Below are 238 nucleotides of genomic sequence, written 5' to 3'. Positions count from 1 at the left end.
ATGTCCTTCCCGTTCTGAATGACGGTCAGGCGATTTTTGTTTTTCGAGTGCTTGCGGTGCCGAGCAATAACGTATTCGTCGCTGCCATCTTTGACGACCAGCAGCACACGACTCTCTTTGCCCGCAGCGTCGTTGATCACATCGTCAGCGCTGATACCGCGTGCGGTTTTACCAAATAAACACCAAAAGATAGCGTCAACTAGGGAGGACTTGCCGGAGCCGTTACTAGACGCCCCTC

Annotated in this window: 1 protein-coding gene; it reads right to left on the bottom strand. The window is 52.9% G+C overall.

Features of this window, described 5'->3' with window-relative positions:
- A partial coding sequence (locus R0J92_RS26365) for an AAA family ATPase (RefSeq protein WP_411053861.1) occupies window positions 1-238 on the bottom strand: 238 nt, incomplete at both ends.

Origin of the sequence: Tritonibacter sp. SIMBA_163, assembly GCF_046535935.1 — a bacterium.
In the GTDB taxonomy this organism is placed as follows: domain Bacteria; phylum Pseudomonadota; class Alphaproteobacteria; order Rhodobacterales; family Rhodobacteraceae; genus Epibacterium; species Epibacterium scottomollicae.
The sequence above is the reverse complement of the archived record's forward strand: the minus strand, read 5'-3'. Positions and strand labels throughout refer to the sequence as shown.